General features: G+C 71.2%; 29 protein-coding genes. 11 read left to right on the top strand and 18 right to left on the bottom strand.

Going from position 1 to position 26,231, the window contains the following annotated elements; genetic code table 11:
* Positions 1 to 258: 258 nt before the first annotated feature.
* Both LIV37_RS08230 and LIV37_RS08235 read right to left on the bottom strand, forming a co-directional pair.
* Positions 259 to 813, bottom strand: a complete 555-nt coding sequence (locus LIV37_RS08230) for a YbaK/EbsC family protein (protein WP_121825695.1) — start codon at positions 811 to 813, stop codon at positions 259 to 261.
* A 48-nt stretch (positions 814 to 861) separates the two neighbouring features.
* Positions 862 to 1,434, bottom strand: coding sequence for a helix-turn-helix domain-containing protein (locus LIV37_RS08235; protein WP_020866643.1), 573 nt, complete (start codon positions 1,432 to 1,434; stop codon positions 862 to 864).
* 107 nt (positions 1,435 to 1,541) lie between these two features.
* On the opposite strand from LIV37_RS08235, the gene LIV37_RS08240 reads away from it, so the two are divergent.
* The 5 genes from LIV37_RS08240 to LIV37_RS08260 all read left to right on the top strand — a co-directional run bounded on the left by LIV37_RS08240 (position 1,542) and on the right by LIV37_RS08260 (position 6,203).
* Positions 1,542 to 2,408, top strand: a complete 867-nt coding sequence (locus LIV37_RS08240; protein WP_020866644.1) for an EamA family transporter — start codon at positions 1,542 to 1,544, stop codon at positions 2,406 to 2,408.
* A gap of 66 nt (positions 2,409 to 2,474) precedes the next feature.
* The gene (locus LIV37_RS08245; protein WP_020866645.1) at positions 2,475 to 3,680 is read left to right on the top strand and encodes an FUSC family protein; all 1,206 of its coding nucleotides are present in this window, start codon (positions 2,475 to 2,477) and stop codon (positions 3,678 to 3,680) included.
* Positions 3,681 to 3,753: 73 nt separating this feature from the next.
* A complete protein-coding gene (locus LIV37_RS08250; protein WP_020866646.1) occupies positions 3,754 to 4,530 on the top strand; it encodes a VOC family protein in 777 nt (258 codons plus the stop codon).
* 237 nt (positions 4,531 to 4,767) lie between these two features.
* Entirely contained in the window at positions 4,768 to 5,322 is a 555-nt protein-coding gene (locus LIV37_RS08255) for a DUF2243 domain-containing protein (RefSeq protein WP_020866647.1), read from the top strand.
* Positions 5,322 to 6,203 (top strand): cytochrome c oxidase assembly protein, encoded by an 882-nt coding sequence (locus LIV37_RS08260; protein ID WP_020866648.1) that lies wholly within the window; start codon positions 5,322 to 5,324, stop codon positions 6,201 to 6,203. The genes LIV37_RS08255 and LIV37_RS08260 overlap by 1 nt, the downstream gene beginning before the upstream one ends.
* 147 nt (positions 6,204 to 6,350) lie before the next feature.
* Here LIV37_RS08260 and LIV37_RS08265 read toward each other — a convergent pair whose 3' ends face one another.
* From LIV37_RS08265 to LIV37_RS08280, 4 genes are all read right to left on the bottom strand, one after another.
* Positions 6,351 to 7,043, bottom strand: a complete 693-nt coding sequence (locus tag LIV37_RS08265) for a GAF and ANTAR domain-containing protein (protein WP_121826170.1) — start codon at positions 7,041 to 7,043, stop codon at positions 6,351 to 6,353.
* 23 nt (positions 7,044 to 7,066) lie between these two features.
* Positions 7,067 to 7,609: a gamma carbonic anhydrase family protein gene (locus LIV37_RS08270; RefSeq protein WP_020866650.1), complete on the bottom strand. Its 543-nt coding sequence runs from the start codon at positions 7,607 to 7,609 to the stop codon at positions 7,067 to 7,069.
* Between the two features lie 112 nt (positions 7,610 to 7,721).
* Positions 7,722 to 8,390 (bottom strand): DedA family protein, encoded by a 669-nt coding sequence (locus tag LIV37_RS08275; protein WP_020866651.1) that lies wholly within the window; start codon positions 8,388 to 8,390, stop codon positions 7,722 to 7,724.
* 193 nt (positions 8,391 to 8,583) lie between these two features.
* The gene (locus LIV37_RS08280) at positions 8,584 to 9,036 is read right to left on the bottom strand and encodes a DUF4442 domain-containing protein (RefSeq protein ID WP_020866652.1); all 453 of its coding nucleotides are present in this window, start codon (positions 9,034 to 9,036) and stop codon (positions 8,584 to 8,586) included.
* A 95-nt stretch (positions 9,037 to 9,131) separates the two neighbouring features.
* Here LIV37_RS08280 and LIV37_RS08285 point away from each other — a divergent pair, with 95 nt between their 5' ends.
* Both LIV37_RS08285 and LIV37_RS08290 read left to right on the top strand, forming a co-directional pair.
* The gene (locus LIV37_RS08285) at positions 9,132 to 10,238 is read left to right on the top strand and encodes a DUF8017 domain-containing protein (protein WP_020866653.1); all 1,107 of its coding nucleotides are present in this window, start codon (positions 9,132 to 9,134) and stop codon (positions 10,236 to 10,238) included.
* 74 nt (positions 10,239 to 10,312) lie between these two features.
* On the top strand, positions 10,313 to 11,617 hold the full coding sequence (locus LIV37_RS08290; protein ID WP_020866654.1) for an MFS transporter: 1,305 nt from the start codon (positions 10,313 to 10,315) through the stop codon (positions 11,615 to 11,617).
* Here LIV37_RS08290 and LIV37_RS08295 read toward each other — a convergent pair.
* From LIV37_RS08295 to LIV37_RS08305, 3 genes are all read right to left on the bottom strand, one after another.
* A complete protein-coding gene (locus LIV37_RS08295) occupies positions 11,604 to 12,449 on the bottom strand; it encodes a spermidine synthase (protein ID WP_020866655.1) in 846 nt (281 codons plus the stop codon). The two genes, LIV37_RS08290 and LIV37_RS08295, sit on opposite strands and share 14 nt — an antisense overlap.
* A gap of 89 nt (positions 12,450 to 12,538) precedes the next feature.
* A complete protein-coding gene (gene tuf / locus LIV37_RS08300) occupies positions 12,539 to 13,714 on the bottom strand; it encodes an elongation factor Tu (RefSeq protein ID WP_020866656.1) in 1,176 nt (391 codons plus the stop codon).
* Between the two features lie 97 nt (positions 13,715 to 13,811).
* Entirely contained in the window at positions 13,812 to 13,964 is a 153-nt protein-coding gene (locus LIV37_RS08305) for a hypothetical protein (RefSeq protein ID WP_020866657.1), read from the bottom strand.
* 206 nt (positions 13,965 to 14,170) lie between these two features.
* On the opposite strand from LIV37_RS08305, the gene LIV37_RS08310 reads away from it, so the two are divergent.
* Positions 14,171 to 14,938, top strand: coding sequence for a TVP38/TMEM64 family protein (locus LIV37_RS08310; RefSeq protein WP_020866658.1), 768 nt, complete (start codon positions 14,171 to 14,173; stop codon positions 14,936 to 14,938).
* Positions 14,939 to 14,997: 59 nt separating this feature from the next.
* Here LIV37_RS08310 and LIV37_RS08315 read toward each other — a convergent pair whose 3' ends face one another.
* Positions 14,998 to 16,542, bottom strand: coding sequence for an MFS transporter (locus LIV37_RS08315; protein WP_020866659.1), 1,545 nt, complete (start codon positions 16,540 to 16,542; stop codon positions 14,998 to 15,000).
* Between the two features lie 283 nt (positions 16,543 to 16,825).
* Between LIV37_RS08315 and LIV37_RS08320 the strand changes: the two genes are divergently transcribed.
* Positions 16,826 to 17,698: an undecaprenyl-diphosphate phosphatase gene (locus LIV37_RS08320; protein WP_020866660.1), complete on the top strand. Its 873-nt coding sequence runs from the start codon at positions 16,826 to 16,828 to the stop codon at positions 17,696 to 17,698.
* A gap of 264 nt (positions 17,699 to 17,962) precedes the next feature.
* Here the strand turns inward: LIV37_RS08320 and LIV37_RS08325 are convergent, their stop codons facing one another.
* From LIV37_RS08325 to LIV37_RS08360, 8 genes are all read right to left on the bottom strand, one after another.
* Positions 17,963 to 18,625, bottom strand: coding sequence for an HAD family hydrolase (locus tag LIV37_RS08325; protein WP_121826168.1), 663 nt, complete (start codon positions 18,623 to 18,625; stop codon positions 17,963 to 17,965).
* A 27-nt stretch (positions 18,626 to 18,652) separates the two neighbouring features.
* Positions 18,653 to 19,273, bottom strand: a complete 621-nt coding sequence (locus LIV37_RS08330; RefSeq protein WP_020866662.1) for a flavin reductase family protein — start codon at positions 19,271 to 19,273, stop codon at positions 18,653 to 18,655.
* 114 nt (positions 19,274 to 19,387) lie between these two features.
* Positions 19,388 to 19,609, bottom strand: a complete 222-nt coding sequence (locus LIV37_RS08335; RefSeq protein ID WP_020866663.1) for a helix-turn-helix domain-containing protein — start codon at positions 19,607 to 19,609, stop codon at positions 19,388 to 19,390.
* On the bottom strand, positions 19,609 to 20,100 hold the full coding sequence (locus LIV37_RS08340) for a DUF2975 domain-containing protein (protein ID WP_121826167.1): 492 nt from the start codon (positions 20,098 to 20,100) through the stop codon (positions 19,609 to 19,611). Before LIV37_RS08340 ends, LIV37_RS08335 begins: the two co-directional genes overlap by 1 nt.
* Positions 20,101 to 20,408: 308 nt before the next feature.
* On the bottom strand, positions 20,409 to 21,647 hold the full coding sequence (locus LIV37_RS08345) for an amidohydrolase family protein (protein WP_020866665.1): 1,239 nt from the start codon (positions 21,645 to 21,647) through the stop codon (positions 20,409 to 20,411).
* 75 nt (positions 21,648 to 21,722) lie between these two features.
* Entirely contained in the window at positions 21,723 to 22,178 is a 456-nt protein-coding gene (locus LIV37_RS08350; protein WP_121825694.1) for a cupin domain-containing protein, read from the bottom strand.
* A gap of 23 nt (positions 22,179 to 22,201) precedes the next feature.
* Entirely contained in the window at positions 22,202 to 23,122 is a 921-nt protein-coding gene (locus LIV37_RS08355) for an NADP-dependent oxidoreductase (protein ID WP_020866667.1), read from the bottom strand.
* A 207-nt stretch (positions 23,123 to 23,329) separates the two neighbouring features.
* The gene (locus tag LIV37_RS08360; RefSeq protein ID WP_020866668.1) at positions 23,330 to 23,620 is read right to left on the bottom strand and encodes a hypothetical protein; all 291 of its coding nucleotides are present in this window, start codon (positions 23,618 to 23,620) and stop codon (positions 23,330 to 23,332) included.
* A gap of 484 nt (positions 23,621 to 24,104) precedes the next feature.
* Between LIV37_RS08360 and LIV37_RS08365 the strand changes: the two genes are divergently transcribed.
* Both LIV37_RS08365 and LIV37_RS08370 read left to right on the top strand, forming a co-directional pair.
* Positions 24,105 to 25,214, top strand: a complete 1,110-nt coding sequence (locus tag LIV37_RS08365; RefSeq protein WP_020866670.1) for a serine hydrolase domain-containing protein — start codon at positions 24,105 to 24,107, stop codon at positions 25,212 to 25,214.
* Between the two features lie 422 nt (positions 25,215 to 25,636).
* Positions 25,637 to 26,131 (top strand): MarR family winged helix-turn-helix transcriptional regulator, encoded by a 495-nt coding sequence (locus LIV37_RS08370; protein WP_121825693.1) that lies wholly within the window; start codon positions 25,637 to 25,639, stop codon positions 26,129 to 26,131.
* The last annotated feature ends 100 nt before the right edge of the window (positions 26,132 to 26,231 follow it).

Consider the following 26,231-nt stretch of genomic DNA (forward strand, 5'->3'; position numbering starts at 1 on the left):
GTCTGGGAGTTCGACTCCACGACGCCCGAGATCCCCGGCGACGAGCTCGTCTCCTGGCTCGCCCGCGACCTCCTCGGGACCGTCGTCACCGAGATCACCGGGGCCCCCGGGGTCCCACCCGTTCTCGCCTACGCGAAGAACTTCCCCCTCGCATCGGCCCTGGACGGCGAGGGGGATTCCTGCCTCCTCCTGGTCGGGCCGCATCGCACCGCCCTCATCCACATCAGCAGCCAGGACCCCGCCGAGGACCACCCGGCGTCAGGCGCCCAGACCCTCCAGGACCACCGCGCCCGGGAGGCCGGCGAGCAGCTTGCCCGGCACGATGAGCTTGCCGCGTCGGCTGCCGCTGCCGATGAGGGCGTACGGGATGTCGGCCACGGCCGCGTCCACCAGGAGCGGCCAGCCGGCGGGCAGCCCGATCGGGGTGATGCCGCCGAATTCCATGCCGCTCTCGCCCGTCGCCGTGTCCATCGGGGCGAACGACGCCTTGCGGGCGCCGAGGTGGCGGCGCACCACGCCGTTGACGTCCGCGCGGGTGTGGGCCAGGACCAGGCAGGCGGCCAGGGTGGTCTCGCCGCCCCGCTTGCCCGCGACCACCACGCAGTTGGCGGACTGCTCCAGCAGCCAGGAGCCGTAGTTCTCGACGAGCACGGCGGTGTCGGCCTTGTCCGGGTCCGTGTCCACGAAGAGCACCTGCTCCACCGGCTCCGAGCCGCGCCAGGTGCGCAGCGCCTCGGCGACGGGAGCAGTCAGCAGGTCCAGGCACTCGACGGCGGGACGGACCTCGTCGAAGGCATCCATCGGCGTACTCATGCCGCCAAACTAGCAGTCGGAGCAGGGCACGAGGCCGGGCCGGCGGCCTCAGCGCGCGGGCGGCACCGACACCGCCATGGTCATCTCCACCGGCGCCGTACCGTCGTTGCGGTAGGTGTGCGGGGTGTTCGCCTCGAACGCCACGGAGGTGCCGACCGGGGCGGTGTGGGTCTCGCCGCCGATCACCAGGGTGAGCTCGCCGACCGTCACATGGATCAGCTCGACCGTGCCGGACGGATGCGGATCGGAGCTGCTCTCGTCGCCGGGCATCAGCCGCCATTGCCACATCTCCAGCGGGCCGTCCGCCTCGGTGCCGACGAGCAGCGCGGTGTAGCTGCCCGCCTCGGTGGACCACATCCGCACCGCCTGGTCGGGCGGGACGAAGGTCACCCGGGGCCCCTGCTCGTAGTCGAGCAGTGTGGTGATGCTCACGCCGAGCGCGTCGGCGAGCTTGACGGTGGTGCCCACGCTCGGATTCGTACGGGCCTGCTCAATCTGGATGATCATGCCCCGGCTGACCCCGGCGCGTGCCGCCAGGGCGTCGAGGGTGAAGCCGCGTTCATTGCGCCACCGTTTGAGGTTGCGGGCGAGCGACTGCGTGAGCTGGTCGAGGTCCGTCACGTTCCGGTCCGTCCATCCGTCCAAAATAGTGAATGACATAGTCGAGTATAGTGAACTACTGTGGGCTGTACTCCCACGTCCACCACACTGTACGGCGAGGTTTCACCATGTCCGCACTCTTCGCTCTTGCCACCAGCCTGCTCTGGGGGCTGGCCGACTTCGGCGGAGGGCTGCTCACCCGGCGCACACCCGCGCTCACCGTGGTCGTCGTCTCCCAGATCATCGCGGTCACCGTCCTCGGCGCCATCGTGGTCGCCACCGGCGGATGGTCCGAGGCGGGCCCGCAGCTGTGGTTCGCCGCGGCGGCCGGTGTGGTCGGCCCGGCCGCGATGCTGTGCTTCTACCGGGCCCTCGCGCTCGGCCCGATGGGCGTCGTCTCCCCGCTCGGCGCGCTCGGCGGGGTCATCGTGCCGCTCGGCGTCGCGCTGGTGCTCGGCGAACGGCCCGGGCTGCTCCAGGTCTCGGGCGTCGTGGTGGCGGTCGCGGGTGTGGTCCTGGCGAGCGGTCCGCAGACCGGCGGGGCGCCCGTCCAGCGGCAGACGCTGCTGCTCACGCTGGTGGCCGCGCTGGGCTTCGGCTCGGTGATGGCGCTGATCGCCGAGGCGTCCAACACGCTGACCGGGCTGTTCCTCGCGCTGTTCGTGCAGCGGGTGTGCAATGTGGCGGTCGGCGGCGGCGCGCTGCTGGTCTCCGTCCGGCGCGGCAACCCCGGGCTGCCCGAGGGCGGGATGGGCGTGGTGCGGGCGTCGCTGCCCGCGCTCGCCTTCGTGGGCCTGGCCGACGTGGCCGCGAACGGTACGTACAACCTCGCCGCGCACCACGGCCCGGTCACCGTCGCCGCGGTGCTCGCCTCCCTCTACCCCGTGGTGACCGCCCTCGCCGCCCGCGGGCTGCTCGGCGAGCGGCTGCGGGTGGTCCAGGCCACGGGCGCCGGACTCGCCCTGGTGGGCACGCTGCTGCTGGCCACCGGCTGAGCGGCCCGCGGCCCGGCCCCCGCCCGGCCATGCATAAGCCGACGTGCTCCAGGAACCCACTACGCCATGGGGCAGACGAACGAGAAGCTTTATGTGGTGCGGGCCGAGGCCCGGGGGATCGTGGACGCCGCGGCGCGGGCGTGGCAGGGGCCGGGGCGCGAGCGGGACCTGCTCGTGCAGTCGCTGAAGGCGGCCGGGGCGGCCACGCTCGCCTGGGCGGTCTCGGGGTGGTGGCTGAAGGACCCGGTGGCGCTGATGGCGCCGTGGGTGGCGGTGGTCCTGGTCCAGGCCACCGTCTACCGCTCGCTGTTCAAGGGGTTGCAGCAGCTGGTGGCCATCGCCGTGGGCACGCTGCTGGCGGCGGGGGCCGAGGCCCTGACGGGGAACATCCTGATCTCGGTGGCCCTGGTCCTGCCCGTGGTGATGCTGCTCAGCAACTGGCCCCGCCTGGGCGACCAGGGCATCTACGGCCCCACCACCGCCCTGTTCACCCTCACCTCGGCCCCGGTGTCCAGCCTCACGGTCTCCCACCGGCTGCTGCAGGCCCTGCTCGGCGCCGCGATCGGCATCGCGGTCAACGCGCTGATCCTGCCGCCGGTCCATCTGCGGAACGTCCGGGAGAACCTCAGCAGTCTGGCGCTCGGGACCCAGGAGACACTGGCGAGCATCGCCCAGGCGCTGGCCGAGGGGGACTGGTCCGAGGACACGCCCACCGACTGGCGACGGCTGTCCGACCAGCTCCGGCAGCGGCAGGAGAGCCTGCGCTCCGCCCGGCTGTGGAGCCATGAGAGCCTCCGGCTCAATCCCAGGCTGCCGTGGAAGTCGCGCGGGCAACTGCCGCCGACGCTTCCCCCCGAGAGCGAGGACCAGCGGTGGAGCGCGATCGTCGCCGAGGTGGGCGCGGTCGTCAGCACGATGGTCGACGTCGCCGACGAGAACCGCACCATTCCCACCCCCGACCAGCAGCCGCTGTGCGACTACGGCCGCCTCCTCGCCGATCTGGCGGCGGCCTGCGCGGCCCGGGCCGAAATGATCTGTGACCCCGCCGCCCCCAATGGCCCGCGCGGCGGACTCCACGATGCGCGCGGCCGACTCGACGAGGCGCTGGAGGCCGTGGAACGGCACCACGGCGCCCTGCACAAACAGCTCACCGACGAGCGCTACGTCTCCTCCGGCACCACCGCCGTCCTGGGCACCCTGCTGATCCAGGCCCAGAACATCTGGCACGACATCGCCCCGGACACCTGGCCCCGCGCCACCGCCGGGGCATAGCGCCCGGCCGACGGGGTACATCGGTGCAGTCCCCCGCGGTGGTGTCGGGGCGGAGTTATGAGGAGTGGTGCCCATGCAGCCGATCGGCCAGGTACGGCCGGGATTCCCCTGCTGGGTGAGTCTCGCCGCCCCCAGTCTCCAGGCGGCGCAGGAGTTCTACACCGCGGTGCTCGGGTGGACCTGGCGCCCCACCGGGCTGGGCGAGGAGTTCCGTACCGCGCTGTTCGGCGGAGCGCCGGTGGCCGGGGTCGGGGCGCTCGCGAACAGCCTCAGGGGCGCGGTCGCCTGGACGCCGTTCTTCGCCGTGGCGGACGCGGACGCCACGGCGGCACGCATCCGTGAGCGGGGCGGCACCGTCGGCGTCGGCCCGCTCCCGTTCGGCACCGGCCGCCGCGCCGGGCTGGCCACCGACCCCGACGGCGCCGTCTTCGGCTTCTGGACGGGGGAGGCGCTGCCCGGCTGGCCTTCGGGTCCGGAGCAGGGCGCCCCGGCCTGGCTGGAGCTGCGGACCCGTGACGCGTTCGCGGCCGCCCTCTTCTACGGCGAGGTCTTCGGCTGGGCGTCACCGGAGGGCAACTGCTCCGTGGAGTACGAGAACGACGAGGTGATCGTGCGCGAGGCGGGCCGCAAGCTGGCGGTGGTCCACGGCGGCGCCGTCGAGCAGGCCCCCGACCCCCGGGTCCGGCCGCGCTGGTACGTCCACTTCCGCGTCCCCGATGTGACGGCCGCCGTGGCGGCGGCCCGCGCCGCCGGTGGCACGGTCGCCCTCCCGCCGGACGCCTCCCCCACGGGCCGTCAGGCGATCCTGTGCGACCCCGACGGCGGGCTGTTCACCGTCACCGCGGCCTGAGCGGACGCCCCGACGGGCGCCTCAGACGAACGAACGCCTTGACGGACAGCCCTGACGGACAGCCCCGTCGGACGGCTCTGACGGACGGCCCCGTCGGACAGCCCTGACGGACGGCCCGCCCCGGCTCGGCGAGATGGCGTAAAGACGACAGGGCCAGGTGAGGAAGCCGGTCCGGCCGGGAAGCCGTGGAGGCGGAGAGCGCGGGGGACCACGCAGTCGTCAGGACGGAGAGCGGTCATGGCCACCACCGCGGAGGAAGCCCGGGCCGGTCTGCCCGCGTCACGCGTCATCCGGCTGCCGGGCATCGTGCTGGGGGTGGGGCTCGGCGGATTCCTCGACGGGATCCTGCTGCACCAGCTGCTCCAGTGGCACCACATGCTCAGCGGCACCAACCACGACCGCATCGGCGTGCGCTACTACAACCCGCACACCGTCTCCGGTCTGCGGATGAACACCGTGTGGGACGGCATCTTCCACGCCGTGTGCTGGATCTCGGTACTGCTGGGTCTGGCCATCCTCTACGCCCGGGTCACCCACGACCGGCGCCGGGTGTGGGGCTCCCGCGTCCTGTGGGGCTGGATGCTGGTCGGCTGGGGCCTGTTCAACCTCGTCGAGGGCATGCTGGACCACCAGATCCTCGGCATCCACCATGTCCACGGCGGCCCGGAGCAGCCGTGGTGGGACGCCGGCTTCCTCGTCCTGGGCGCCCTTCTGGTGGCCGGCGGCTATCTGCTGCAGCGCGGCGGGGCCCCCTCCGGCCCCGCGGCACCCCGCGCCACCGGGCGCGTGTGATGGGTGGCGGCGCGGCGCATCCCGGCCATGGGCACGGCGGGGATGGCGGCCCCCTGGACGTATGGCTGCCGGCCCTCGCCCTGGTGGGGTGTGCCGCCGCCTACGCGCTGGCGGTCCGCCGCGCCCGTCGCCGTCACCCCGCCCGGCGTCGGCCGCCCCTCGCGCGGTCGCTGAGCTTCGCGGCGGGGCTCGTCCTGGTGGCCGTGGCGCTGCTGCCGCCGCTCGCGCCGTTCGCCCATGAGGACTTCCGCGGCCATATGGCCCAGCATCTGCTGCTCGGGATGTACGCGCCCCTGGCACTGGTGCTCGCGGCCCCGGTCACCCTGCTGCTGCGCGCCCTGCCGCCGGACCACGGCCGACGGCTGACCGCCGTGCTCCGCTCCCGCCCCGCGCGGCTGCTCGCCCACCCCGTGACCGCCCTGCTGCTGACGACCGGCGGGCTGGTGCTCCTGTACTTCACCCCCGTCTACGACGCCACCATGGGCCACCCTGGGCGGCACTGGCTGACGCACGCCCATTTCCTGCTCTCGGGCTGGCTGTTCGCGTATGTCATCGCCGGTCCCGACCCGGCCCCCGCCCGGCCGGGGGTGCCGGCCCGGCTGGTGGTCCTCGGTGTCGCCATCGCCGCCCACGCCGTCATCGCCCAGTTGATGTACGGAGGCTTCTGGGTCGAGGTCCACGCCCCGATCGCCGAGGTCCGGGGCGGCGCGGAGATCATGTACTACGGCGGCGACCTCGCCGAGCTCCTCCTGGCCGCGGCCCTGGTCACCACCTGGCGGCCCGTGCGGACGCCCCGGAACCCGCACGGGCCACCGGTACGTCCGGTGCGGCGGCCGAGGGAGGGGATCCGCGCCGCGCGGGCCCTGCCGAAATCCAGGTGACGGCGGGGTTACCTCTGGGGGCCACGGGGTACCTGGGCGTCACGCCATCGCAGCGACCCCCGGGGGACCACGGTGGCCAGGCCCTTCCGGTCCAGACCGCGGGCCGGAAGAGCCGCTTCGGCTGATGCGTCGGCTCGGGCCGACGCTTCAGTCGTCGATTCCGCCGCTCTCGCAGATCTGCCGGGCGATGTCCCGCAGCTTGACGTTGCGCTCCTGGGACACCCGGCGGATCAGTGCGAAGGCGTCGTCCTCGGTGATCTTCAGGCGTTCCATGAGGATGCCCATGGCCTCCCCGATGGTGTGCCGGGTCTGGAGTGCCTGCTGGAGCTGATCGGCGGTGCGGGCGCTGGAGAAGGCGACCGCGGCATGCGAGGCGAGCAGCCAGCCGGCCGTCTCGCTGGCCTTGGTGAAGGCGGCGGGGCGCCGTGAGTAGAGGTTCAGGGCGCCGAGGTTCTCCTCCTCGGTGTAGAGCAGGAACCCCATCATGCTGCCGATGCCGAGTTCGCGGCCCTCCCTGACGAAATCCGGCCAGCTCTCCTCGGGCACGGTGAAGTCCTTGATCCGGAACACCCGCTCGCCGTTCAGCCGACGGGCGGCGTCGAAGCAGGGCCCCTCGCGGAGCCGCTCCTGCAGCCGGTCCGACCGCACCACCAGCCCATCGGTGGGGGCGAGGGACTCCACTCGGCTGCCGTGGAGCACCAGGATGCCGGCCGCGTCACAGCCCTCCACTATGTCCACCGAGCACGCGCTGATCCGCTCCAGCGTGGCCTCGACGGAGTCCTGCGCCAGCAGGTCCCGCGCCATGGTGGCCATGCGCTCGGCGAAGGCTTCCCAGTCCATGACCACCATCCGATCACATCGGGCTACTCGCCGCCTCTGAGCGCTTCCCGGTACTGCTTCGCCCGCTCCGCGTACACCTGGGCGTTCAGCTTGATGCCTGCTCGCTCCTCGTCGGTGAGGGGGCGCTTCACCCTCGCCGGCACCCCCGCCACCAGCGACCCGGGCGGTATCTCCATGCCCTGCGGCACCAGGGCCTGGGCCGCGACCAGCGACCCCGCACCGATCCGGGCGCCGTTGAGGACCGTGGCCCCCATGCCGATCAGGACGTCGTCCTCGACCGTACAGCCGTGCACGACCGCGTTGTGCCCGACCGAGACCCGCTCGCCGATGGAGACCGGGAATCCGGGGTCGACATGCACCGTGCAGTTGTCCTGAATGTTGCTGTCCGCGCCGAGGACGATGGGACCGCCGTCGCCCCGCAGCACCGCCTGGTACCAGACGCTGGATCCCGCCGCCAGCACGACATCGCCGATCACCACCGACGTGGGGGCCACGAACGTGTCGGGGTCGATCCGCGGCTCCTTCCCGTCGATGCCGAAGATCAAGGCGCGCACCGTCTCTCCCACCTGGTCGTTCCCTTCGCGTTCCGCACCCCGGCCGGTAGCTCCGGCGGAGCCGTCCAGCCGGTCCAGCCAGTCCAGCCGGTTCGACCGGGACCGCCGATCCGGCCGATCCGCCCTAGTCCCCGGCCGGGACCGGCTCCGGCTCTGCGGGCTCGGCGTCGGCCGTCGTGACCGCCGCGGCCTTGGCCTTCTTGGAGCGCCACTTCATGACCAGCATCGAGCCGAGGCCGAAGAGCAGGGCCAGTACGAGCCCGAGCCAGGAGAAGCGCTTCAGCCAGTCCTCGGCGACCTTGCCCAGGGAGTAGATGACCGCGGTGGTACCACCGGCCCAGACGATGCCGCCGAGGACATTGGCGATGAGGAACTTCCAGTACGGCATGCGCAGCACGCCCGCGAGCGGCCCGGCGAAGATGCGCAGCAGCGCGATGAACCGGCCGACGAAGACCGCCCACATGCCCCACTTCTGGAAGGAGCGCTCGGCGGTGGCCACGTGGTCGGCGCTGAAGTGTTTGGGGAACTTGCGGCCCAGCCAGGCGAGCAGCGGCTGTCCGCCCTTGCGGCCGATGAGATAGCCGATGGAGTCGCCGATCACCGCACCCGCTACGGCGCACGTCCCCAGGATGTAGGGGTTGATGTGGTCCTGGGAGGCCGCCAGCAGCGTCGCGCTGACGAGGACGATCTCGCCGGGGAGCGGGATTCCCAGGCTCTCCAGGCCGATGACGATACCCACGAGCAGATACACGCTGACCGCGGGCACGGTCTCGAGCCATTCCTCGATATGCAACGCCGGTTCCTCCCCATGTGGCGACCGCTTCCCGGCGTGCGCCGGACAGGACGCGGCGCACGCCGGGAAGCCTACTCAATCGGCGCGCGGTCGCCATCATCCCCAAGTCGTGCTCCCGCTCGCGTCGGCTCCGGCGAAGGGAGGACGCGCTCAGGGACGGAGAGCTCGGGCTCAGGGGTGGGGAGGGTCGCGCTCAGGACTGGGGGCGCAGGGTCCACACGATGGACATCTCGCCCGTAACCGCACCGTCCTCGCGTGTGATCGCGACGTTCACCGGGAATTCGGGCCGCGCCCCCGCGTCCAGCTCGGCGACCACCTCGGCGGCGGGCCGGCCGAGGGTGGCGGTCGCGGTGACGGGCCCCTTGGCGAGCTTCTTGTAGCCGATCTCGGCGCGCACGGCCAGCGGTACGGCACGGCCGAGCTGATCGCCGAACGCCGCCAGCACGATGGCGCCGCTCGCGGACTCCGCCAGGGTGAACATCGCGCCCGCGTGGGGGCCGCCGACGTGGTTGTGGAAGTCGGACTGGTCGGGCAGGCACAGCACCGCGCGCTCGGGCGACGCCTCACGGAACTCCAGGTTCAGGGTGCGCACCATGGGCACCGTGGCGGCGAGCATCTCACCGACGGAGGGCAGGGTTTCTGACATGACCCGGAAGTTACCACTCAGTAGAAAGCGGGGAAAGGGCCAGTTCAAGGGGCAGCCGTAGCAGCTGTCGTCGGCCCCCTCTATCGTTACTGGCCATGTGGCCAGGACAGCAGCCGCCCGGGGGCGAGCAGAACAACCCGCACGACCAGAACCCCTATCAGCAACCGGGGTACCAGCAGCCGGGATACAACCAGCCCAACCCGTATCAGCAGCCGGGATACCAACAGCCGAATCCCTATCAGCAGCCGCCCCAGCAGCAGCCGGGGCAGTCCGGCCAGCCGGGGCAGCAGCAGCCCGGTTACGGCCCGCCACAGGGTCCGCCCGGCCAGCAGTGGGGCGCTCCGTCCAGCCCGCCCGGCGCACCGCAGCCGCCGCGCGACAACAAGAAGCGCACGACCACCATCGCCATCGTCGCGGCCATCGCGGTCGTCGCGGCCGCGGCCATCACCGGTGTGCTGGTCCTGGGCAAGGACGACAGCGACGGCGGTGACGAGTCGAAGGGGAAGGACAAGACGTCGGCCTCCACGTCGGCCCCGGCCTCCGAGGAACCGACCGAGGACCCGGGCGGCGGCGGTGCGGACAACCCGCGCGCCGGCGGTGACACCACCGACGTCAAGGCGGTCATACCCGGCTGGAAGCCGGTGGTCAGCCCCAAGCGGCACAACGCCTTCGACGTCCCCCCGGACTGGACGATCGAATCGCCGGGCCTGAGCACCGGGTTCGAGGACGACAAGGGCAAGCCGCTCGTGGTCATGTCCGCTCCGGCGAGGTACAAGAAGGACTACTGCTCGGTCAAGGACAAGGACGGCTACGTCGACAAGAGCCACGCCGCCGGGGCGGGCTCGAAGGGCGCCCAGGGCGCCAAGAGCGAGGCGTCGGCCGCCAAGATCGAGGCCGAGAACTGGGTCTTCGCCGCCTTCGACCAGAAGCAGACCGGGACCCGCAAGGTCACCGACGCCAAGAAGTTCAAGAGCGCCCACGGCCTCAAGGGCTACACCGCGTCGGCCACCGTCACCGGGGTGAAGAAGACCGACAAGTGCACCACCGACGGCAAGTCGGTCACCGTGACCTACACGGACACCAACGGCGACTTCGCCACCTGGGTCCTGTACTCGGTCAAGGGCACCAAGGAAGAGGTCCCGGACTCCACCATCAAGAAGATCATGAGCTCGCTGCGGCCGGTGAAGTCGGAGGTCTCCTGACCTTCTGACCGCTCCGATCACGGCGGCCGGAATTCGGTTGGACGCCGGGGCCCGCCCCCAGGGATAGTCCGGATGTGACGACTCCTCCGGCCCCGCGCCTCCGGCCGCGCCGCCCCCCGTGGGCCGGCCGCAACTACACACTGCTGACCACCGCCGCCGTGGTGACGGGCCTCGGGAACGCCGGAGCCCTCATCGCGGCGGCGTTCGCGGTGCTGGAGGCGGGCGGGGACGGCGGCGACGTCGGGCTCGTGGCGGCGGCCCGCACCCTTCCGCTGGTCGTCTTCCTGCTGATCGGCGGCGCGGTGGCGGACCGACTGCCCCGCCACCGGGTGATGGTGGCGGCCAACAGCCTCAACTGCCTCTCGCAGGCGGCCTTCGCCGTGCTCGTCCTGTCCGGCGAGGCGCGGCTGTGGCAGATGGCCGTGCTGTCCGCGCTCGGCGGCACCGGGCAGGCGTTCTTCGCCCCCGCCGCCGAGGGCATGCTGCTCTCCAGCGTCAACGGCGAACAGGCCGCCGGCGCCTTCGCGCTGTTCCGGATGGGCATGAACGGTGCGCAGATCGGCGGGGCCGCGCTCGGCGGCGCGCTGGTCGCGGTGGTCGGCCCCGGCTGGGTGCTGGCGGTCGACGCCGCCGCGTTCGCGGCCGCGGGCGCCCTCCGCTCGCTTCTCGATGTCAGCGCCGTCGCCCGGCGGGAGCCCGGCGGCGGCATGCTGGGGGATCTGCGCGAAGGTTGGCGCGAATTCGTCGGCCGGCCCTGGCTGTGGTCGATCGTCGTCCAGTTCTCCGTCGTCAACGCGGTGGTGGGAGCGGCGGAGGCGGTGTTCGGCCCGCTGGTGGCCGAGGACCATCTGGGCGGGGCGCGCCCCTGGGGGCTCGCGCTCGCGGCGTTCGGCGCGGGCACCGTCCTGGGCGGTCTGCTGATGGTGCGCTGGCGGCCGCGCCGGATGCTGCTCGCGGGCTCCCTGTGCGTACTGCCGCTCGCGCTGCCGTCGGCCGCGCTCGCCGTCCCGGTGCCGATCGCGCCGCTGGCCGTGGTGATGTTCCTGGTCGGGGTGTCGGTCGAGGTGTTCGGGGTGTCCTGGATGACCGCGCTGCACCAGGAGATCCCCGAGGACAAGCTGTCGCGGGTCTCGGCGTACGACTGGTTCGGCTCGGTCGCCATGGTGCCGCTCGCCATGGCGCTCGCGGGCCCGGCCGAGGAGGCGTTCGGCCGGTCGGCCTCGCTGTGGGGGTGCTCCGCGCTGATCCTGGCGCTGACGCTGGCGGTGCTGACGGTCCCGGACGTACGGCGGCTGCGCCGGAGCGAGACCAAGCCCGTCGCCGAGGGCGGACCGGCCGCCGCCGCGGACCCCGCCCCGGAGCCGGTCAGCCCACGCTGAACGCCCCGTCCGGCGGTTCGGGCGAGGGCGTGGCGTCCTCGTCCCGCACCGGCGCCGCGCCGCCCATGAACCGCTCCAGCGCGGCGCCGTACTCGACCCTGGCCGGGAAGGCGTCGGCCGCGGTGCGGCGGGCCAGTACGGCGACCGGCGGTTCGGACTGGGAGGCCACCAGCACGGCGTTGCCGAACCGGCGGCCGCGCAGCACCGACGGCTCCGCGATCAGCGCGAGGTGCGCGAACGCGGTGCGGTAGGTGGCCAGTTGGGAGCGGAGGAAGGTGAACGGCGCCCCGTCGGCCAGATTCGCCACGTACCACCCGCCCGGCCGCAGCGCCCGGGCCGCGACGCGGGCGTACTCGACGGAGGTCAGATGCGCGGGCACCCGCGAACCGCCGAAGACGTCGGCCACGATGACGTCGGCCGACCCCCCGGGCGCGGCCTCCAGCGCGGTCCGGGCGTCCTCCGGCCGTACCGTGATGCCCGCCCCGGACGGCAGCGGAAGGTGCTCTGCGACCAGCTCCAGCACCCCCCGGTCGGCCTCGATCACCACCTGCCGGGAGCCGGGGCGGGTGGCGGCCAGATAGCGAGGCAGCGTCAGCGCCCCACCGCCCAGATGCAGTACGTCGAGCGGGGCGCCGGAATCGGCGGCCGCGTCCAGGACATGGGCGATCCGCCGCGCGTACTCGAATTCGAGATGGCCCGGATCGTCCAGGTCGACATACGACTGCGGGGCGCCGTCCACCGTGAGCAGCCAGGCGCGCGGGCGGTCCAGGTCCGGCATCAGCTTGGCGGTGCCGCCGTCCACGGCACGGCTCACGGGTATCGGCTCGTTCACCCCCTCATTGTGCCGTCGCACGCATGCCGTGGCCTCCGCTCGCCCGCCACCCCCGCACGGGGGAGGCGGACGAGCGGGGCCGGTGATGGCTACGGCAGCACGGTGGTCACCGTGCCCGCGCCCACCGTGCGACCGCCCTCGCGGATCGCGAAGCCGAGGCCCGGCTCCAGCGGTACGGCACGGCCGAGCTCGACCGTCATGGTGACCGTGTCACCGGGGCGCGCCACCGCGGCGGCCCCGAGGTCCACGGCGCCGACCACATCGGCCGTACGGAGGTAGAACTGCGGGCGGTAGCCGGTGGACACCGGGGTCCGCCGGCCGCCCTCGGCCGCCGACAGCACGTACACCCGCGCGGTGAAGCGCCGCCGCGGCACGAGGCTGCCGGGCGCGGCCACCACATGGCCGCGGCGCACCGCGTCCCGCGCCACTCCGCGCAGCAGCAGCGCCACGTTGTCGCCCGCCTCGGCCGACTCCATGGACTTGCCGAAGGTCTCCACCCCGGTGACCACCGTGGCCACATCGGTGCCGGGCACCTCGACGCGGTCGCCGACCCGTACCGTGCCGCGCTCGATGGCACCGGTGACCACCGTGCCGCGTCCGGTGATGGTCAGCACGTTCTCCACCGGTAGCAGGAAGGGCGCCCCGGTGTGGCGAACCGGCGTCGGTACGTAGATGTCCACGGCGTCCAGCAGCGCCTCGATCGACCCGGTCCAGCGCGGGTCGCCCGCCAGCGCCCGCAGCCCGGAGACCCGTACGACGGGCGTGGTGTCACCGGGGTAGCCGTGCGCGGACAGCAGCTCGCGCACCTCGAGCTCGACGAGGTCGGTGAGCTCGGGGTCGCCCGCGTCGGCCTTGTTGAGGGCCACCACGATGTGGTCGACGCCGACCTGGCGGGCCAGCAGCACATGCTCGGCGGTCTGCGGCATCACGCCGTCGAGCGCGGAGACCACGAGGATCGCCCCGTCGATCTGGGCGGCGCCGGTCACCATGTTCTTGATGAAGTCGGCGTGGCCGGGCATGTCGACATGCGCGTAGTGCCGGGTGTCGGTCTCGTACTCGACATGCGCGATGTTGATGGTGATGCCGCGTGCGGCCTCCTCCGGCGCCCGGTCGATACGGTCCGCCGGCACATAGACGCCGCCGGTGCCGCGCTCGCTCAGCACCTTGGTGATGGCGGCGGTCAGCGTGGTCTTGCCGTGGTCGACATGGCCCATGGTGCCGATGTTCAGATGCGGCTTGGTGCGCACATACGTCTGCTTGGACATGCGACGGTCTCTCCTCGTCAGCGGGGGTGGGAAGCGCGGACCCCAGAACCTCGCCGACCCTCCCCCTGGGGGATCCGTCGGAGTTGTCCGAGGAGGGTCAGCTTCGGGCGCCGTCGAGGCAGGCGGCGGGAACGGCTGCGGGCGGGTCCGTGGTGAAGGCGGCGACCGCGGCCGGAGCGAGAGAGGGGACGGCAGCCTTCGGCGCGTCCGCGACCGCGGACGTCGGCGTGAGGAAGGCGAGCCGGAACATGCTGTGATCTTCGCGCACTGTTCGGTCCGCGTCGAATGGTTTTCGGTGCGTTTCGGTACGTGCGGGGTGGATGGGGCGGGTGGTTCGGAACCTCTCTCGGCCTCTCTCGTCAGGGTTCGGAACCTCTGTCGACGGTCTGCCGACAATCGGACGACAACCCGACGACATCACAGCGTCCGCCGGGCCCGGTCGGCTACGCTCCAGCGATGCTCGATGTCGCCCCGCCGCCCGCGAAACCGGCCACCCGCCGCGCCCGCGCCGTGCTCCTTTCGCCGTGGTCGCGGCTGGGGTTGCTCGCCGCGCTGCTCACGGGTTCCGCGATCGCGGTCTGGCTGTGGCAGCCGCAGCGGCTGCTCACCCACGGCTGGCCGGAGTTGACGGGCGGTACGGCCGTGATGCTCTTCACGGCCGCGTACGGGGTGGGCACCGCCGCGCTGGTCCCCCGGCCGCTGCTGAACCTGGCGGCCGGTGCGCTCTTCGGCATCCCGGCCGGGCTGGCCACGGCCATCGGCGGCACGGTGATCGGCGCCGGGATCGCCTTCGGCCTCGGACGGCTGCTGGGGCAGGACGCGCTGCGGCCGTTGCTGCGGGGGCGCTGGCTCACGGCGGCGGACCGGCAGTTGAGCCACCACGGGTTCCGGTCGATGCTGGCGATCCGGCTGTTCCCCGGCGTGCCGTTCGCCGCCGCCAACTACTGCGCGGCCGTCTCCCGGATGGGCTGGCCGTCGTTCCTGCTGGCCACGGGGCTGGGCAGCGTGCCGAACACCGCCGCGTACGTGGTGGCGGGCAGCCGAGCCACCACCCCCACCTCGCCCGTCTTCCTCCTCGCGCTGGCCTTCATCACGGTGCCCGCCGTCGCGGGGGCGCTGGTGGCCTGGCGCAAACGCGGCCGTATCCGGCCCGTAAGGCCCGTGCGGCCCGTACGGCCCACGGAGGACACGGCGGCGGACGAGGAGATGGCACCGCGGGCCTGACGGGCGGACCAGCGGGGCTGACGGGGGCCGGGGCCGGTCAGCCGTCGGCCGGGAGCCGGTCAGCCGCTCGTCGGCCCGGTGGCTGAGGCCGATGTGGCCGCGGCGCGGGCGGACAACGGCTCGGCGATGTCCTCCAGCGGACGCCGCTCCGCCGGAATCGCGAGGAAGACGGCGACCAGCCCGGCGGCGACCATGAGCGACGCCCCGATGGAGAAGGCCAGCGCGGTGTCGGCGATGACTCCGCTCGCCGTCAGATCCGAGAAGATCAGCGGACCGCTGATGCCCCCGGCCGCCGTGCCGATGGCGTAGAAGAAGGCGATGGCCAGGGCGCGCGTCTCCATCGGGAAGACCTCGCTGACGGTCAGATACGCCGAGCTGGCTCCGGCCGAGGCGAAGAAGAGGACCACGCACCAGCAGGCGGTCATCGTGGTCGCGTTGAGCCAGCCGTTGCCGAACATCCAGGCCGTGATGAACAGCAGCACACCGGAGAGGACGTACGTCCCCGAGATCATCGGCCGTCGGCCGACCGTGTCGAAGAGCCTGCTCAGCAGCAATGGCCCGAGGAAGTTGCCGAAGGCGATGACCGCGAAGTAGTAGCCGGTGTTTCCGCTGGGCACGTTGAAGAACTTCACCAGGATCGAGCCGAAGCCGAAGGTGATGGCGTTGTAGAGGAACGCCTGCCCGATGAAGAGGGCCAGCCCCAGGAACGCGCGCCGGGGGTACGCCCGGAAGAGCGTCCGCGCGATCTCGATGAAGCCGGTGCTCTTCCGCGTGCGGATGGTGATGGCCTTGTCCGGCTCGGGGAGGCGCCGCCCGGTCTCGTCCTCGATCCGCCGTTCGGCCGCCGCGACCAGTTCCTCGGCGCCCTCCGCCCGGCCGTGGATGAACATCCAGCGCGGGCTTTCGGGGACGTTCCGCCGGACCAGCAGGATGACCAGGCCGAGGACGACGCCGAGGGCGAAGGTGAGCCGCCAGCCGACGTTCAGCGCGAAGAAGTCCGTGTTCAGCATCAGCACGGAGAGCAGCGAACCGCCCATCGCGCCGAGCCAGAAGCTCCCGTTGATGACCAGGTCGACGCGGCCCCGGTACTTGCTGGGGATCAGCTCGTCGATCGCGGAGTTGATGGCCGCGTACTCCCCGCCGATGCCGAAGCCGGTGAGGAAGCGGAACAGGAAGAACCACCAGGCGGAGAAGGAGATGGCGGTGAGCGCGGTGGCGGCCAGATAGACCCCGAGCGTGATGAGGAAGAGCTTCTTGCGGCCGTAGCGGTCGGTGAGCCAGCCGAAGACCAGCGCCCCGGTGCAGGCCCCGGCCACATAGAGGGCCGCCGCCATCCCGGTGACCTGCGCGTCGGTGATGGGCAGCCCGCTGCCGGGCTCGGAGAGACGGCTGGCGATATTGCCGACGACGGTCACCTCGAGACCGTCCAGGATCCATACGGTGCCGAGGCCGATCACGATCATCCAGTGCCAGCGTGACCAGGGCAGCCGGTCCAGCCGCGCCGGGACCTCGGTGGTGATCGTCCCACCCGGCCCGTTCCCGGCGCCGCCCCCGGTCCCGTCCCGTCGGCCACCCTGTCCTCCGTCGCGCCCGATCGCGGTCATACGGTTCGGCTCCTCGGCTGTCCAGGCTGTCCACGGCTGTCCTCACCAGGCGCCCGCGGCCGGGCGGCCGAGCCCCGAGTACCCAAGGTCAAAGCGCTGAACCGATGGTCTGACCAGGCCCTTGATGGGCCGCGCAGCCGGGGACGCTACGCTGCCCCCACAACCGGCCGTTGATCCTCGACGGTCGGCTTCCCACTGACCGCCCCGCCTGAATCGGTCATGCCTGGACATCTGAGACCAGGGACCGAGCAGCGCACGATCAGCCTTGGATAGCGAAGACTCAATGTCGTGGTTTGAATCATTCATCCTCGGGCTGGTCCAGGGGTTGACTGAGTTTCTTCCGATCTCCTCCAGCGCCCATCTGCGGCTCACGGCCGCGTTCGCCGGCTGGAACGACCCTGGGCCCGCCTTCACCGCGATCACCCAGATCGGTACGGAGCTCGCGGTGCTCATCTACTTCCGCAAGGACATCGTCAAGATCGTGTCGTCCTGGTTCCGCTCGCTCTTCAGCAAGGAGTGGCGCGGCAACCACGACGCCCAGATGGGCTGGCTGGTGATCGTCGGCTCGCTGCCCATCGGCGTGCTCGGCCTCACCCTCCAGGACGCGATCGAGGGTCCGTTCCGCGATCTGCGGCTCATAGCCACGACCCTCGTGGTCATGGGGGTCGTGCTGGGCTTCGCGGACCGGCGTGCGGCCCGCGATGAGACGGGCGGCCGGCATCGCGTCGCCAACCAGCGCAAGACGCTCCAGGAACTGAGCATCCGGGACGGGCTCATATTCGGGGTCTGCCAGGCGATGGCGCTGGTGCCGGGCGTCTCCCGGTCGGGCGCCACGATCAGCGGCGGACTGCTGATGGGCTACACCCGCGAGGCCGCGGCCCGCTACTCCTTCCTGCTCGCGGTCCCGGCGGTGCTGGCCTCGGGCGCCTTCGAGCTGAAGGACGCCTCCGAGGGCCATACGGAGTGGGGCCCGACGATCTTCGCGACGGTCATCGCCTTCGTTGTCGGCTACGTGGTGATCGCATGGTTCATGAAATTTATTTCGAGTAAGAGCTTTATGCCGTTTGTGATCTACCGGATCCTGCTGGGCATCGCGCTCTTCGCGCTCATCGGCTTCGGTGTGCTGAGCGCGCACGCGGCCGAGTCGGCAGGCTGACGCACCTCTCGGCCGTCCGCGCAGACATCCGCTCGGCCATCCGCCGGACAGGCAGGGAGATGGGCCGCCGGCCGAGGAGGGAGGAGTCCGGCGGCCCCTTCGCTCAGGTCTGGCGCCCCCTGAGCGGCATGGGACGAGTCAAGCCCCATGCCGGGCAGCGGGGAAGGGTGTGCGGTAGATATATGCAAGCACTCGCATCACACCGGGTGTGAATTCCTCACCCAGCGCACACCCCTGCCCTGAGCTGCGGCCTTACGGGAACGCTTATGGGAACGATGGCCCCGACGGTCCGGTGACGATCCCCACCAGCTCACTCAACGAGTCGATCCGCCAGTCCGCCATGGCCGCGTCGACCGTATCGGCCCACAGATACGCCCACGGCCCCCGGCGGATATGCGCGGCCCGCAGCCCGGCGGCCTTCGCCGGGCGGATGTCGAAGGCCGGGTAGTCACCCACGTACACCGTGTCGCCCGGCGCGGCGCCGCCGAGCTCCAGCACCCGCCGGAAGAACTCCGGATCGGGCTTGACGACCCCCCATCCACTGGACGTGGCCACGGCGTCGACCGGCAGCTCCATTCCCCGCAGCAGCTCCCCCATCCGCAGCGACTGGTTCCCGGCCAGGACCACCCGCAGCCCGGACTCCCGCAGCGCGCCGAGCGCGGACCGCACATCCGGGTACAGATCGGACTCGTCCAGCCACTCCCCCCGCCCCGCCGCCTCCCGCGCCCGGCGCTCGGCGTCGATGTCCACGCCGTCCGGCCGCAGCAGCCGGATGGCGTCCGCGTCGTCCCGCCCCTGCGCCACGACGGCTCCCACCAGCGCGGACAGAGTGTGCCGGGGCACCCCGAGCCAGTCGGCCCAGGAGCCCCAGTAGCGGTCCTCACGGACGAGGGTCGAGCCGATGTCGAACACCACGCTCTCGATCACCACGACCCCTTCCTACGGCCGTGCGCCTCACGTCTTCTCCGGCCCCCGGCCCTCCCAGTCCGCGTAACGGATCCGGGCGAGATCCAGCACCTCACCGACCGTGCCCCATTCGTTCCTCCCCAGCCGGGACAGCGGCCGCAACCTGGTGACCTCGGCATGCCCGTCGACCATCACCTCGTCGTCGATCACCGCATGCACCACCCGCCCGAAGACCACCGTCGAGTTCCCGAGCCCCATCGTGCTGTGCACCACACACTCCAACGCCACCGGCGACCCCGCCACCCGAGGCGGCTTCACCCGCAGGCTCGCCTCCTGCTCCACCCCCACCGCCTCGAACTCGCTCACCCCGTGCGGAAAGTCCGTCGCGGTCGCGTTGACCTGCTCGAACAACCCCTCGGGAGCGAGGTTCACCACGAACTCCCCGGTGTCCTCGACATTCCGCAGCGAATCCTTACGCCCCACGGAAGTGAACTGCACGACGGGCGGAGCCACGGCCGCGACGGTGAAGAACGAATGCGGGGCGAGGTTCGCGGCACCGTCCTGGCCGACGGTCGAAACCCAAGCGATCGGCCGGGGCACGACGACCGAGGTCAGCAGCTTGTAGAAGGGGGTGGAGCCCATGGTCTCGGGATCGAAGTCGATACGCATGCGCCCCAGTATCCGCTGGCCGCGCCGAGCATGACGGCCAGAGCGTGCCGTACACCGCGGGTCTTCCACCCGGATCACAGGGCGCCGAGAACTCCATGATCTTGGAAGGGCACGTCATTCGCCCGCGGCGTCCTCGGCCTCCCAGCGCAGCAGGTCACCCGGCTGGCACTTGAGCACCTCGCAGAGAGCGGCGAGCGTCGTGAAGCGCACCGCCTTGGCGCGGCCGTTCTTGAGTACCGCCAGGTTGGCGGGCGTGATCCCTACGCGGTCCGCGAGTTCGCCCACGGTCATCTTCCGCCTGGCCAGCATCACGTCGATGTCGACGGCGATCGGCATCAGATCACCTCGTCCAACTCGGCCTGCATCTGCGACGCTTCGACGTCGCGCGCGACGGCCTGGCCGAGCAGCATCCGCAGCACGAGCACGATGAGCGCGACCCCCAGGATGGCCACGCCAACCCCGCCCATGATGACGGTGACGCCCGGATCGTCCCGCTGACCCGGCGCGTTGAGGGCCGTGACGGTGAACCACAGGAGGGCAGCCGCCACGATCGCGCCGATCACGGCGTCCACGTACCGGAAGGCGGCGTGGGAGAACACGGTTCCGTGTCGCACCATCGCCACCAGCCGCCATACGCAGACCAGGGCGACCTGGGCCGACACCATGCCCAGGATGGTGATCACGCGCAGCGCCGTGAGCGGGAGCGACCCGTCCTCCTGGTCATTCCCGCTGACCAGTGTCCACACCATCAATGCCTGCACGAACACGGTGCCGGCAAGCACCACCACGAGTACGGCGCGCAGCGCACGCACGGTCAGCTTTCCCATGACTGATCCTCCCATCGAATTGCGATAGGAATCTATCGAAAGTCGATAGGTTGAGCAAGGGCTGTCGAACGGGTCGTAGTGCCCGGCGAAGATCGAGGGCGCGCCGTGGCGGGCGACGAAGGAGTCGCCGACCGCCTGCTGGATCGCCGACCACAGCACACGGAGGTCGACGCCGTGCCGCATCCCCAGCGCGAAGCCCTCACCGATGGCGGCGGAGACGCCCAACTCGGCGTGATGGCCCTGGACGAGGGCCGCCCCCTGCGTGTCCGCGCGGCGTGCGCAAGGGCGCCGGCCTCGGCGGAGTCCGATCAGGCCGCCGAACTCGCGGTCCGGCTGACCGACCTCCCGGAACTCGAACTCCAGCCGGCCGGCGCGCGCGGGAACTCGGCGTTGCCGACGCTGATGACGGACCGGACCCGCTGCAGGGCTTCAAGATCCCGGAGCGGGTCACCGTCGACAAGGAGGAGGTCGGCTCGGAACCCCGGGGCGACACGCCCTGTCACGCCGCCGAGCCCGAGCGCCTCGGCGGCCCGGCGGGTGGCCATGGCGAGGACGACGCTGTTCGGGATACCCAGGTGCGCGTAGAAGGTCAGCGCGCCGGGCAACCCGTCGAAGCCGGTTCGCTGGACCCCGGCATCCGTGCCGATGATCACGTTCGCTCCGGCCTCGGCCATCTGCCTCACCTGGTCGAACATGAGGCCCGCGCGCTCCTCTCCGAAGACCTTGGGGAGCATCCGCCAATGCGGACTCACGGTCACACTGACCGCGATGTTCCGATCGACGATGCGCTGGAGCACGTCATGGCGGAGGTCGAATCCGGTCTCGGTCATCCAGGTGCAGTGCTCGAGGGTGTCGACCCCGGCGGCGACGGCTTCGGTGATGGCCTCCGCTCCGTGGGCGTGCGCGGCGACCGGCAGCCCGGCGGAGTGCGCCTCATCGACCAGGGCATGTAGTTCCTCGCGGGAGAACTGGCTCTGCCAACTGCGCGGGCCGTCCTTGGTGAGCCCTCCCCCGCTGGTCATGACCTTGATGACGGCGGCACCGGCGGCGGCATTACGCCGGACGAGGTCACGGATCTCGGTCTCGCCGGCGACCTCTCCCCCAAGGAAGTAGCAGTGACCTCCCGGCGGGGTCGCCGGAGCGCCGGCCGCGAGGATGCGCGGGCCGGACACACTGCCCGCCTCGATCTCCCGGGCGACGCGGAACGCGAGTCCGTTGCGATCCCCCAGGTCACGTGCCGTCGTCACACCAGTGCGCAGCAGCCGCTCGGCACGCTGCCGCATCAGGCCGAGCAGTTCCTCGTCGGTGGCCTGGAGGACGGCGACGGGGTCAGGGCTCCCGTCAAAGATCAAGTGCACATGGGCGTCAATGAGGCCGGGCATGACCGTGCCGGAGAAGGAGATGTGCTCGGCATCCGGTGGTGCCTGCCGAACAACCTCTTCCCTGAGTCCTACGGCAATGATCGTCTCGCCATCCGTGAGGACGGCGCCGTCCTCCAGGTAAGTGTCCGAATCCGTCAGGACCCGATCCGCGGTGATGAGCATCATTCGATTCTCCTCGATCAGGAGAACCGCGAGTGGGAGGAACCGATCGCCTCCGGGACGGCGACCTCGGCAGCCGGACTACGACCTCGGGTCGTCAACTTTGAGTTTGTCTCCGGTGTTGGAGACGTAGACGACCAGGAGCTTGGCCCGTTCGGTCCGGCTGGTGTTCTGGGTCAGGACGTGGTGGGCGCCAGGCCGCTCGACCCAGTTCCCGCCCTGGCGGTAGGTGCGCACGGGCTCGCCGGCGAGCTTGCTGCGCACGGTGCCTTCGAGGACGTAGGCGTAGACGAACGCCTTGCCGTGCCGGTGCGGCACCGCGCGTGCGTTGGGTGGGAAGTCGACGACCATCGAGGTGAACGTCTTGCCCTTCACATTCGGGAGGGCCCGCTGGAGCAGGGGCTTGACGGTTTCGGTGGGGTGCTTCGATGTCACGGCGCCGGTGGGCGTCTTGGCGTGGGCGGCCTGGTCCGAGGCGGTGCAGGCCGTGGCCGCGCTCAGCGTGGCGACGGCCAGCAGGCCACTGGTGATCCGCATTCCGGTCACGATGGGTCTCCTGTTCAGTCTTCCGCGACGCGGATGATCGTCTTGCCCGGGGTACGGGTTTCGGGGGCGAATGCGGCGGGTGCCTCGGTGAGTGGCCGTACGGTGCCGACGACGGGCTTGAGCCGGCCGTCCCTCACTCGTGTGGCGAGGTCGGTGAGCCGGGCGCGGTCGGGTTCGACGACGAAGAAGACGGCCCGCCCGTCCTTGGGCCGTACCTTGGGCGGCATGACGATGGAGACCAACGTGCCGCCGGCCCGGACCAGGGTCGCCGAGCGGTCGAGGATGTCTCCGCCGATCACGTCGAACACGACGTCGGCCTCGCCGACGTCCTCCAGCTTCTCGGTCTGCGGGTCCAGGAAGGTGTCGACACCCAGCGCGAGCGCCCTGTCCCGGTCGGCGGACCGGCCGGTGCCGATGACGCGGGCGCCGGCCTCGCGGGCGAGCTGTACCGCGATCGAGCCGACGCCGCCCACCGCGCCGTGGATCAGGACGGTCTGGCCCGTGGCGAGGCGGCCGTGGTCGAACAGGCCCTGCCAGGCGGTCAGCCCGGAGATCGGCAGTGCGGCGGCCAAGGTGTGGTCGACGTCCGCCGGCAGCGGCGCGAGATTGCGGGCCTCCACCGCGGCGTACTCGGCGAGCGAGCCATTGCGGGTCCAGTCGGCCAGACCGAACACCCGCTGGCCGACGCTGAAGCCGGTGGTGCCGAACCCCAGCTCTTCGACCACACCCGACAGCTCGTGCCCGGGCACGCTCGGCGTCCGGTCGTGGCCCGAGCGATCGGTCCATGTGCCCGGCCAGTCCAGCTCTCCGGGCGTGAGACTCGCGGCGTGTACCCGCACGACGACGTCGTTCTGGGCCGCTTCGGGATAGGGCATGTCCGTCAGGGACAGCCCGGCGAGACCGGCGTCACGGTCCCGGACAACGATGGCTTGCATAAAGATCCTTAACTAGGGAGGGGTGCACGAGCGCGCAGCCCTTTCGCGCAGGGCTCGGCGCGGGTCATCGGCGGAGGAACGCGGCAGGTGGACGTATGCCGTCCGCGTGATCGATCCGTTCTGCCCGCGAGCGTTTCTTCGTCTGTCCCGATTTGATCGATTCGGTTCTCGTCAGGGAGACGAGGCAGCCCCTCGGGGCGAGACTGTTCAGACGTGAGAAAGCTTGTCCGGGGCGATGACCCTGGGGTACGCGGCTATCAGACCGTCGGTGATCTGCGGCGTGCCCACGGAGTGGACACGGCCCTCCCGGTGGAACACCGGGAGCATCGCCGAACTGGCGGACTCGTCGACGAGGTCCGGTTCGGATGCGTCCGGCCCCGTCGGCAGCGGTTCCGGCAGCCGGTGGGCCGCACCGAAGACCGCGGGCCGATCAGCCTCCCAGTCGGCTCCGAGCATGTCCTCCCGCTCGGACAACCCCGGCGCGTGCCCGTCACCCATGCAGACGCAACCTCCTCCAGATCGCGGACCCAGAGTAGCCATCCGAACTCGTGATCCTGCGCAGACAGCTCCGTGGAAGCGCGCCGGCCCGAATAAGCGGGTAGTGGGTTTCTATGCGGCAAACGGCCTGCCGGTGCGCGTGCGGACCGATGAGTTTCTCGGCGAGTTCCGGTCATCATCGAGACGGCGCGTGACACCTACCGGAGGGCATGATGGGTCGGCTTGGCGGCACTGCTTCACCCGTGCCGGTTGACGCCGTTGTCGGCGGCTTGGAGTCTGGACGGCGCATGCTTTGCCACGGGTGGTCAGGAGCGCGAGGCGGGAAACCTCGAGCACAATCCCCGCGCTGTGTGCTCACGACCGGCACGAGTGCCTTGACCGGTGTGGACGTCGTCATCGCTGGCGACATCAGGCTGTATCGGGTCGCGCCGACCGTCGGATTCGCTTTCGGCAAGCTGCCGACGTCCAGCCAGACTCGCTACACGTGGCCGAGCCGGTGACGACGATGCCCTCACTCCGGCAAAAGATCCAAGGCGTCCTCGACGAATGCGTTGATTCCGGAGCCGAGAGCGGGCTGCAGGTTGCCGTCTACCACCACGGTGCCCTTGTTGCCGACGCCGTCGCCGGTGTCGCCGATGGCCGGACCGGACGCAGGGTGACCCCGGAGACCCCGTTCTTCAGCTTCTCCGCCGGCAAGGTCATGACGTCACTGATCGCTCACCTGCTCGTCAGGACCGGTGCCGTCGGATACGACACACCAGTGGCCGACCTGTGGCCGGAGTTCGCTGCCCACGGCAAGGCGACTGCCACTCTTCGGCACGTGCTGACACACTCGGTCGGCGTGCCGGCGATGCCTCGTGGCATCGGCCCGGCCGACCTGACTGACTGGTCGCGAGTCTGCGCCGCGATCGCCGACGCCGAACCGCGGTGGCGGCCCGGGACCGAGACGGGATACCACTCGTTCACCTACGGCTTCCTCGTCGGCGAAGTCGCACGCCGGGCCACCGGCAAACCGATGCGGCAGCTCCTGCACGAATGGATCACCGTGCCCCTTGGCCTCGACGGTGACCTGTACTTCGGTGTGCCCCGAACCGACCTGGCCCGCCTGGCACGACTCGAAGACGGCGCACCGCGCCCGGTCGCCCCACCTGACGGCGATGCCATCCTCGCGCCCTGGGAACTGCGGCCGACCGCGGCCATGGGCAACAGCCACGAGATCCTGCAAGCGGACATCCCGTCGGTCGGCACCTTCACCGCGCGGGGAATCGCTGCCATGAATGCCGCGGTCCTCGACGGTCGGCTCATCGATTCACCCCGGCTCGGGGAGTTGACAGCGGTGGCCTTCGAGGGCACCGACCAGGTCTTCGGCAACCATGCGCGGCTGGCCCTGGGCTATCCGCTCGGCCGCATCGGTACGCGGCCGGACGAGGCACCGGCCACGTTCGGCTGGGTCGGTGGTGGCGGCAGCTACGTCTATGCCGACACCGCCACCGGCACCTCCTTCGCCATGACCAAGACCCGACTCACCCCCCACTTCAACACCGCACAGCGACTCGCGGACATGACCACAGCCGAGATCAACCCACGCGCCTGAAGAGAAGACGGTGCCCGTCCCCGCCTGGCCTTCCCCACCGCGAGCGGACGCGCCCAGTTCTTCGCCCGCCCGCACCAGTCGGCGGCCGAACTCCCCGACGGCGACTACCCGTTCACCCTCGACACCGGCCGCCTCCGACACCAGTCCGCCAGCCCAGGGCTTCGAAGACCTGATCAACGACAGCGACCGGCACATGACCCGAATGATGTGCGTGATGGCGCCCGACGCCATGGCCGGGCGCTCCGGCATCGCCCAGCCGGCGCAGCTGTTCCGTCCGGTCGGCTACGCCCTGACGGGCCACTCGCCCGGTAGCGCCACGTCCCACGCCCTCGCCAAGCCCGAGCCGCGATCAACGGGATTTCGCAGCGTCCCTGGAGGCGGCCGGTGCCCCGTTCGGCGCGTCGGGAGGGTAGAAAGGGCGTATGCCGCGTCGCTCTTCTCCAGCTTCCGAGTCCGATGCCGAGGCGATGGTCTCCGCCCTGCTCACCGCGTCCCGTCTGCTGGTCGCCGTCTCCGCCCGGTCGCTGGCCGCGGTGGAGGAATCCCTGACGCTGCCGCAGTTCCGGATGCTCGTCGTCCTCGACGGCCGGGGGCCGCTGAGTCTGTCCGGGCTGGCAGCGGAGTTGGAGGTGCAGCCGTCGACGGCGATGCGCATGATCGATCGTCTGGTCACGGCGGGGATGGTCGCGCGCGGCGTTTCCGCGGAGGATCGGCGCACCAGTGTGATCTCGCTCACCAAGGACGGCCGACGGATCGTGCGCGAGGCCACGGATCGGCGCCGACAGGAGATCGCGCGCATCGTCGAGGCCATGCCGCCGGGTCAGCGTCGTCATCTGATCGATGCGCTACAGGCGTTCACGGAAGCGGGCGGCGAGCCCGCGGTGCCGAACGGCGTGCACGCACACGCCAACTGGTGACCACCTACGCCGGCTCCGGGAGGTACGGGCGGCACGTTCCCCGTCCACGCTTCCTCCCCGCCCCGGCCATACCGTCTGTACGTTCCACCTATTATTTTGC

The organism is Streptomyces rapamycinicus NRRL 5491 (genome assembly GCF_024298965.1).
Lineage (GTDB): Bacteria > Actinomycetota > Actinomycetes > Streptomycetales > Streptomycetaceae > Streptomyces > Streptomyces rapamycinicus.